This is a genomic window from Nocardiopsis sp. L17-MgMaSL7 (assembly GCF_003182025.1).
In the GTDB taxonomy this organism is placed as follows: domain Bacteria; phylum Actinomycetota; class Actinomycetes; order Streptosporangiales; family Streptosporangiaceae; genus Nocardiopsis; species Nocardiopsis prasina.
This window is the reverse complement of the sequence record NZ_QGTF01000005.1, coordinates 355,027-363,230: the sequence shown is the minus strand read 5'-3', so window position 1 is coordinate 363,230 and position 8,204 is coordinate 355,027. Positions and strand designations below refer to the sequence as shown.

Genomic DNA, 8,204 nt, shown 5'->3' with positions numbered 1-8,204 from the left:
TCCGGTGCCTACGGCATCCCGCAGTCGCTCCCCGGCGACAAGATGGCCTCCCACGGCTCGGACTGGCGGACCAACCCCGCCACCCAGATCTCCTGGGGTCTGAGCTACATCAAGGACCGCTACGGGAACCCGTGCGGAGCCTGGTCCCACTCTCAGGCCAACAACTGGTATTAATAGGTTTTTCCCTGCCATTAACCCCCTTTTGGGAAAGGCAATCGTGCTACTCAACCGAATGTCGCTGCGTAGTACCGCGGCGGTCGGTGCGGCGACCCTGGTCGCCGGTGCGACGTTCGCCGTCTCCGCGTTCGCGGACGACGGTGTGGACCCGGACATGGCGGCCAGCGCCGCCGTGCCGAGGTCCGAGGAACCCGCGGCCGACACCGAAACCGAGGGCGACGAGTTCTTCGCGGCCTCGGAACAGTTGACCGAGGACGAACTCCTGGAGCTCCGCGCGCAGGCGCAGGACCAGCGAGACGCTGCCAACGGCCAAGGGGTGCAGTCCACCCAGGCCAGCGGCAGCGACATCGAGGAGGAAGAGGAAGAAGAGGAGGAAGCGGAGGAGGAGCCCGTGTTCTCGGGCGACCCCAAGGGCATCGCCCGCCAGATGGTCGCCGCCGAGGGCTGGGGCGCCGACCAGTTCGACAGTTGCCTCGAGCCCCTGTGGGAGAAGGAGAGCAACTGGAACTACCAGGCGGAGAACTCCAGCTCCGGTGCCTACGGCATCCCGCAGTCGCTCCCCGGCGACAAGATGGCCTCCCACGGCTCGGACTGGCGGACCAACCCCGCCACCCAGATCTCCTGGGGTCTGAGCTACATCAAGGACCGCTACGGCACCCCCTGCGACGCCTGGGCGCACTCCCAGTCCGTCGGCTGGTACTAGGTACCAGGTCCCCCGAACAACGAAAGCGGCCCCGCGCACCTCGCGCGGGGCCGTTTCGCTGTCCGAAACCCTGACGTCTACTTGTGCGGGGTGAAGGACTCGACGACGTCCTCGTGGACGTTGTCGAAGTCACCCGCCTCCTCCCGGGGCACGTTCACGCTCACCAAGTAGAACACCCGGTGGTCGCCCTGCTCCAGGATCACCGCGTAGGCCCAGAGCCGCCGCTCCGACTGGCCCCAGTTGGTGTTGACCAGGTCGGCCTCGACCATGGCGACGTCCAGCCCGGCCAGGCCGCCCTCGAAGTCGTCACGGTCGAAGTCCTCGGTGTCGCGCACCTCGTAGCCGCTGGTGGCGTCCTCGATGTCGGTGCCGCCGTCGGTCTGGGCGAGGAACTGCGCCGCGGTGCCGGTGAACTCGGTCTCCTCCCAGCCCTCCACCATGACCTCGTGCTCCATCCCCGGAGCCACGAACAGCGCGATGGACTCGGAGATCTGGCTGTCGTCGGGGGACCAACCGCCGGGGTAGGAGATCGAGAACCACTCGGAGTCGAAGGGCTGGAGGTCGTCCTCGTCGTACTCGGGGGGAATGCCGTCGACCCGGACTCCGCCGTCCGGTGTGTCCTCGACCTGCTCGCGGCTCTCGGCCCGTCCGGGCTGCTCGACCACCGGGGTGTCGGACACATCGGTGGACGTGCCGGATCGCAGCGCCGTCGCCATCACGATGCCGATGACCAGCAGAACGGCCACGGCCAGCGTTCCCAGCGCCAGTACGGTCCCCCGACCGCAGCCGCGGCGTCGCGCCCGCGGTGCGCTCGCCCCATGGGCCATGGCCATCTGGGGGCCGCTGTGACCGCTTCCGTGCCCGCCGTGCCCGTCGTGGACACCGGGACCACCGTGGCCGTACCCGCTCTGGCCGTATCCGCCCTGGTCGTACCCGACCGAGCCCGCCGCGTGCGCGTAGTGCTCCTGGTCGTGCTGACCGTACTGGTCGTGCCCGGGGTAGGGGCCCTGCCCGTAGTAGCCGTCACCGCTGGGCGGGGAGGCCGGATGGGGGGTCTGCGGCCCGCTCGCGGCGGCGCCCAGGGCGGCACCGGCCACTCCGGCCGCACCAGCCGCGCCCGGCCCCGTGCCACCGGAAGCCGCACCGCCCCCGCCACGGCACCGCTCCAGCAGATCCAGGGCCTGTCCCACGGTGAGCCGCCGGTCCGGGTCGCGTTCCAGCAGACCGGTGATCACCGGCTCCAGCCACGCCGCCCTCGTCATCGGCGGCAGTTGGGCGGAGATGACCGCGGCGATCGCGGCGGTGATGGAGTCTCGGCGGAACGGGGAGCTCCCCTCCACCGCCGCGTACAGCGTCACGCCGATGCTCCACAGGTCGCCACGGTGCTCGGCCGGTCCGCCCTCCAGCCGCTCGGGCGGCATGTACTCGGGCGAACCGATCAGGGCACCGGTCCGCGTGATGCTCGGACCGCCCTCCATGGTGGCGATCCCGAAGTCCGTGAGGATGACCCGCCCGTCGGAGGACATCATGATGTTGCCCGGCTTGATGTCCCGGTGCAGGACACCGGCCGCGTCCGCCGCGCGCACCGCCTTGAGCAGCGACTCGGCGATGTCGGCGACCTCCTCCGGGGGCAGCGGCCCCGAACCGCCGAGCAGGTCCTGGAGCGAACCGCCCTCGACCAGCTCCATGACCACCCACGGGTCGTCCTCGTACTCGAACACGTCGTGGATGGTGATGACCGTGGGGTGGTTGATCCGTGCGGCGGACTGGGCCTCCCGACGGACCCGCGCGTGCGCGTCGGCGCGTTCGGCCTCGGTGAAGTGGCCGGGGAGCAGCACCTGCTTGATCGCCACGACCCGGTTCAGGGCCGTGTCGTGCGCCTCCCAGACGATCCCCATGCCGCCACGGCCGAGTTCTCGGCGCAGGACGTAGCGGTTCGCGATGGTCGGCTGGCTGTTACTCGACATCTGTCGCCCTCTCGGAGCGGGCACTCTGCGGGAAGTTCTGACTACTGGGTCCGACGCCCACGGTAGGGGGAAGGTTCCGGCCTCCGGGCCCTCGGTGCGGCGCCGAGACGGTGACGTCGGTGACGCACGAGGGGGCACCCCGCGTTCGCGAGGTGCCCCGGAGGTCCCGTGGACCGGTGGAGACTACTGCTGCGAGTTGGTCATCTTGAGGACGTCGAGGGCGGAGTCGAGCTGCTCCTCGGTGAGCTTGCCGTCCTGCACGTAGCCGCGCTCCAGCACGACCTCGCGGATGGTCTTCTTCTCGGCCAGCGACTGCTTGGCGACCTTGGCGGCCTCCTCGTAGCCGATGTACCGGTTGAGCGGGGTGACGATCGACGGGGAGGACTCCGCGTACACGCGGCACTGCTCCTCGTTGGCCCTGATCCCGGCCACGCAGCGGTCGGCGAAGACCGTGGAGACGTTGGCCAGCAGGCGGATCGACTCCAGCACGTTGCGCGCGATCATCGGCAGCTGCACGTTGAGCTCGAAGTTGCCGGAGGCGCCGCCGAAGGCCACCGCGGCGTCGTTGCCGACGACCTGCGAGGAGACCTGGAGCATGGCCTCGCACAGGACCGGGTTGACCTTGCCCGGCATGATCGACGAACCCGGCTGGAGGTCCGGGAGGAAGATCTCGGACAGGCCGGTGGTCGGGCCGGAACCCATCCAGCGGATGTCGTTGGCGATCTTGCAGTAGCCGACCGCGATGGTCCGCAGCTGGCCGGACAGCTCGACCAGGGCGTCGCGGGCGCCCTGTGCCTCGAAGTGGTCGCGGGCCTCGGTCAGCGGCAGGCCGGTGTTGGCGGCGATCTCGGCGATGACCCGGGCGGAGAAGCCCTCGGGGGTGTTGATGCCGGTGCCGACGGCGGTGCCGCCCAGGGGCAGCTCGGCCACGCGCGGCAGGACGGCCTCCAGGCGCTCCACGCCGTAGCGGACCTGCGCGGCGAACCCGGCGAACTCCTGGCCCAGGGTCACCGGGGTGGCGTCCATCAGGTGGGTGCGGCCGCTCTTGACGATCGCCGCGAACTCGATCGACTTGCGGGTGAGCTCGCCCTCCAGGTGGCGCAGCGCCGGGATCAGCTCGTTCTGGACGGCCGAGGTGGCGGCGATGTGGATGGAGGAGGGGAACACGTCGTTGGACGACTGCGAGGCGTTCACGTGGTCGTTCGGGTGGACGTCGAGGCCGGTGCGCTCCTTGGCGACGGTCGCCACGACCTCGTTGGTGTTCATGTTGCTGGAGGTGCCCGAACCGGTCTGGAAGACGTCGATCGGGAACTCGTCGTTCCACTTGCCGTCGGCGACCTCCAGGGCGGCCTCGCGCACCGCCTTGCCGAGGTCGTCGGAGATCACGCCGAGCTCGGCGTTGACCTTGGCCGCGGCGGCCTTGATCTGGCCGAGCGCGGCGATGTGGGCGTTCTCCAGCCCCTGGCCCGAGATCGGGAAGTTCTCGACGGCACGCTGGGTCTGGGCCCGCCACTTGGCCTTGGCCGGGACCTGGACCTCACCCATCGAGTCGTGCTCGATACGGAACTCACTCATTGCAACCCATCTCTCCTGGGAAAACCTGTGACCTCAAGCCTGCCAGACGCAGGAGGACACAACGCACCTCACCCTGGGTTCCCGGTGTTGCACGTGTCATGTTGACATCCGTGCAGGTCACCAGCGCTGAGTCGGACGCCCCGTCAGCGTTCGATCCGGCGGCGGGCCCTGCGGCGGCCGAGGAGGAGACGGCGCCTGGGCGCGCGCACCCGCACCGTCCCGAACAGGCAGAAGCCGTCGATCTCCAGGACCGGCGGACGGGACATCGTGCTGTCCCGGGCGTTGGTGCTGCGTCGGCCGAGGAAGGACCACCCGTTGAGCCGCACATCCACGCCCTCGGGGACGTCGATCACGACCCGGCCGAGGAACGTGCTGACCGTCATCCGGTGGTGGTTGTGTGTGAGCAGGGCCTCACGCATGTCGATCTCGGTGCGCCCGCACACGGCCCCCGCCTGCTCGTCGGGGAGCGCCACCCAGCGCCCCCGGCGGGTGAGGGTGGTGAACCAGCTCACCATGGGTTCGGGGTCGAGCTGGATCGGCTGCTCCTCCGCGGGCAGGAGGTCGGAGGTGATCTCCGGCAGTTCCCCGAGGGTCCTGGCCGCCTCGACGCGGTCGAGGCGCTCCTCGAACTCCTCCATGTCGATCCGGCCGTCGGTCACGGCGGAGCGCAGGACCTCACTGACGCGTTCGCGGTCACTGTTGGAGGCCCTCATCCGGGCGGGGGAGACTTCCTCACTCACGCCACTCACCCTAGGCGAGCGACGTTCACGGTGGCGGCGGTCGTGGGGCCGGGCGGGGCCCGACCCCACGACCGATCACTCGATCACTCCTGGTCAGAGGAGTGTCAACGCGCGCCGCGCCGGAGCGGCGGCCGAAAGCGGACGCACCGCGATCCGCACCAGGGCGCGGGCGTTGTCGTCACCCGCGACCCGGTTGGCGCTGAGTTCGCCGCACGCCAGGCAGCGGTGGACGACCAGCCACTCACCGTCCGGGCGGGCGCTGACACCGGCGGCCTCCATCCGGCCACGGCAGTCGGCGGCCCTGTCGCCGGGGACCCGCCCGTCCACGTGCAGGCTGGTCAGGCAGTGCGGGCAGTGGTTGCGGTGCGCCGTGCCCGGCGCCCTCAGCGGGACGTCCAACCGGCACTGCGCGCACCGGAACGACTCCGCGGCCGGGCCGTGGCGCCGCCCCTGTTCGCCCCGGGACCGCAGGACGGTCTTGGGGCGCTGCTCCCTGCGCTGGACGCGCCGGTGGTTACCGCGACCCACGCTCACACCTCCCCGAGCATCTCGAGCGGGAACGGCGGCTCGGCGAGCGGGCGCACGGCGATCCGCATGAGCACCAACGGGTTGTCGTCGGCGGCCACGGCGCTCTCGGAGAGCTCGTCGCAGCGCACGCAGCGGTGGACCAGCCTCCATCGGCCGTCGCGCGCGACGACGACGGAGATCGGGGTCATGCGCCCCTCGCAGTCGCAGACGCCGCCCTCGACCTGGTCGTGGACGTGGAGCGAGGTCAGACAGCTCGGGCAGTGGTCACGCGGAACGCCGTCGGAACCCAGGAGGGAGACGGACAGGCCGCAGAGCACGCAACCGAAGACGGCGCGTGCGGAGTGGTCGGAAACGGTGGTTCTGGGGTCGGGACCGTGATGGGACAACCCGGAGGCTCCTTGCTGGAGAGGTGAAGAGTCGACAGCAAGAGCGCCGAGCGGTTCTCGACGTGGGGCGGGGTCCGTTCAGACGTCCGAAGGGTGTCGGGGCATGCGGAGACCCGCGCGGCTGTGAGGCGCGCTCGGCGCGTTCCGGGGCATGGACCTCAGTCCTTCTTGCGTGGGCTCACGCCCGCGCGTACGTGTTCGGTTCCGACCCCTCCACGGTAGGGAGGCGACCTGAACCCGCGCAACGGGTTTTCCGGGCGCCGGTCCGGCGTCCGGCACGTGCGGATAAACGATGGATTTTCACGCGCTCCGCTGCCTACCGTGTTCCCATGACCACACCAGAGCCCGGTCGGGCCGTCCCCGGGAGTGCCGCCATGACCTCCCGCGAGGCGGACTCCACCGTGCCAGCCCTGCACCTGCGCGGCGTCGTCAAGCGCTTCGGATCGCTGACGGCCGTCGACGGACTCGACCTGGAGGTACCCCAGGGAATCGTCCTCGGACTGCTCGGTCCCAACGGCGCTGGCAAGTCCACCACCATGAAGATGCTCACGGCCCAGTCCATCGCCGACGAGGGAACCATCAGCATCCTCGGTCATGAGATCCCCGCCGAGTCCAAGTGGGCGCGGGCCCGCATGGGCGTCGTCCCCCAGCACGACAACCTCGACGAGGAACTCACCGTCGAGCAGAACCTCCGGATGTTCTCGTTCCTGTACCGGGTCCCCCGGGCCCGCCGCAAGGAGGCCATCGCCCGCACCCTGCGCCTGGCGCAGCTCAGCGACCGCGGCGACACCCCCGTCGACGACCTCTCCGGCGGGATGCGCCGCCGCCTGCTCATCGTCCGCGCGCTCCTGCACCGGCCCGAACTGGTCCTCATGGACGAACCCACCGTCGGCCTGGATCCGCAGGTGCGGCAGGAGCTGTGGGGCGTGATCACCGCCCTGCGCGACGAGGGCGCCACCGTCCTGATGTCCACCCACTACATCGAGGAGGCCGAGCGCCTCTCGGACGAGGTCGCCCTCATGGCGAGGGGGAGGGTCGTCGAGCGGGGAGCCCCCGCCGACCTCGTCGCCAAGTACGCGGGGGCCAGCGTGGAGGAGTACACACCGGGCGCGGACGGGACGGCGGCCCTGGAACGGCTGCTCCGCGGCCACGGCTTCACCACCCGGCGCACCGGCACCACGGTGTCCGTGCTGCGCGCCGAGGAGCTCCCGGAGTCGGTCCGGGAGCAGCTGGGCACCCCCGACCGCAGGGACAGCAACCTGGAGGACGTGTTCGTGACCCTGACCGGGGAGTCCGTCGAATGAGCCTGTCACAGCGTCACGAGGACGCCCGCCCCGAACGGCACGCCCGGCCCGGCCGGTTCGAGGCCGACGCGGTCAGGGGAGTGGTCGCCCGCGAGTGGATCCTCTACGGGCAGTCCTGGCGGGCCACCACCTTCGCCGCCGTGGTCGAACCCACCCTCTACCTGCTCTGCTTCGGCTTCGGCATGGGCGCCCTCATCGGGACCCTCGCCGGGTTCAGCTACATCGACTTCCTCGGCACCGGGATCGTGGCGGTGTCGGTGATGTTCCAGTCGATGATGCCCGCCGTCATCAACACCTTCATCAAACGCCGCTTCCTGCACACCTACGAGGGCATCCTCGCCGCCCCCGTGGACGTGCGCGAACTCGTCACCGGTGAGGCCCTGTGGCTGGCGCTGAGGTCCGGCGTCTACGGCTGCGTGCCGCTGCTGGTGGCGATCGGGTTCGGGCTCAAGCCCGGCCCCGGGATGCTCCTGGTGCCGTTCATCGCCTTCCTCGCCGGGTTCGCCTTCGCGCTCTTCGGCATCTGGATCTCGGCGGTGATCACCTCGGTGCGCTCCATGGACTACGTGTTCAGCGGTCTGTTCACCCCGCTGTTCCTCATGGCGGGCACGTTCTTCCCGCTCACCGAGCTGCCCGACTGGGTCCAGACGGCCGCCATGGTCAACCCGCTCTACCACGCGGTCGAACTCATCCGGGGAGCGGTCTTCGGCGGTCTGGACGTCCTCGCCGCCCTCGGCCACGTCGGCGTCCTGCTGGCCTTCGTGGTGCTGATGTGGAACCTGGCCGCCTTCCAGATGCGGCGCAGGGTCGTCAACTAGCGGGAA

At 70.2% G+C, this 8,204-nt stretch carries 8 protein-coding genes and 1 pseudogene; 4 read left to right on the top strand and 5 right to left on the bottom strand.

Annotated elements, in window-relative coordinates; translation table 11 throughout:
• Together BDW27_RS27080 and BDW27_RS11485 are read left to right on the top strand one after the other, a co-directional pair.
• A pseudogene (locus tag BDW27_RS27080) lies at positions 1-174 on the top strand (lytic transglycosylase domain-containing protein); the annotation flags it as partial.
• A 58-nt stretch (positions 175-232) separates the two neighbouring features.
• A complete protein-coding gene (locus BDW27_RS11485; RefSeq protein ID WP_017545847.1) occupies positions 233-880 on the top strand; it encodes a hypothetical protein in 648 nt (215 codons plus the stop codon).
• A gap of 77 nt (positions 881-957) precedes the next feature.
• On the opposite strand, the gene BDW27_RS11480 is transcribed toward BDW27_RS11485, so the two are convergent.
• The 5 genes from BDW27_RS11480 to BDW27_RS11460 all read right to left on the bottom strand — a co-directional run bounded on the left by BDW27_RS11480 (position 958) and on the right by BDW27_RS11460 (position 6,076).
• Positions 958-2,847, bottom strand: a complete 1,890-nt coding sequence (locus BDW27_RS11480) for a serine/threonine-protein kinase (protein ID WP_110049287.1) — start codon at positions 2,845-2,847, stop codon at positions 958-960.
• Positions 2,848-3,030: 183 nt separating this feature from the next.
• Positions 3,031-4,422, bottom strand: coding sequence for an aspartate ammonia-lyase (locus tag BDW27_RS11475; protein WP_017545845.1), 1,392 nt, complete (start codon positions 4,420-4,422; stop codon positions 3,031-3,033).
• Between the two features lie 143 nt (positions 4,423-4,565).
• Positions 4,566-5,135: a DUF1707 domain-containing protein gene (locus BDW27_RS11470; protein WP_110049286.1), complete on the bottom strand. Its 570-nt coding sequence runs from the start codon at positions 5,133-5,135 to the stop codon at positions 4,566-4,568.
• Positions 5,136-5,255: 120 nt separating this feature from the next.
• Entirely contained in the window at positions 5,256-5,696 is a 441-nt protein-coding gene (locus tag BDW27_RS11465) for an RNHCP domain-containing protein (RefSeq protein ID WP_199560623.1), read from the bottom strand.
• Positions 5,693-6,076, bottom strand: a complete 384-nt coding sequence (locus tag BDW27_RS11460) for an RNHCP domain-containing protein (protein ID WP_110049284.1) — start codon at positions 6,074-6,076, stop codon at positions 5,693-5,695. Before BDW27_RS11460 ends, BDW27_RS11465 begins: the two co-directional genes overlap by 4 nt.
• A gap of 374 nt (positions 6,077-6,450) precedes the next feature.
• Here BDW27_RS11460 and BDW27_RS11455 point away from each other — a divergent pair, with 374 nt between their 5' ends.
• The gene (locus tag BDW27_RS11455) at positions 6,451-7,380 is read left to right on the top strand and encodes an ABC transporter ATP-binding protein (protein WP_110049283.1); all 930 of its coding nucleotides are present in this window, start codon (positions 6,451-6,453) and stop codon (positions 7,378-7,380) included.
• Positions 7,377-8,198, top strand: coding sequence for an ABC transporter permease (locus BDW27_RS11450; protein WP_017545840.1), 822 nt, complete (start codon positions 7,377-7,379; stop codon positions 8,196-8,198). Before BDW27_RS11455 ends, BDW27_RS11450 begins: the two co-directional genes overlap by 4 nt.
• Positions 8,199-8,204: the final 6 nt, after the last annotated feature.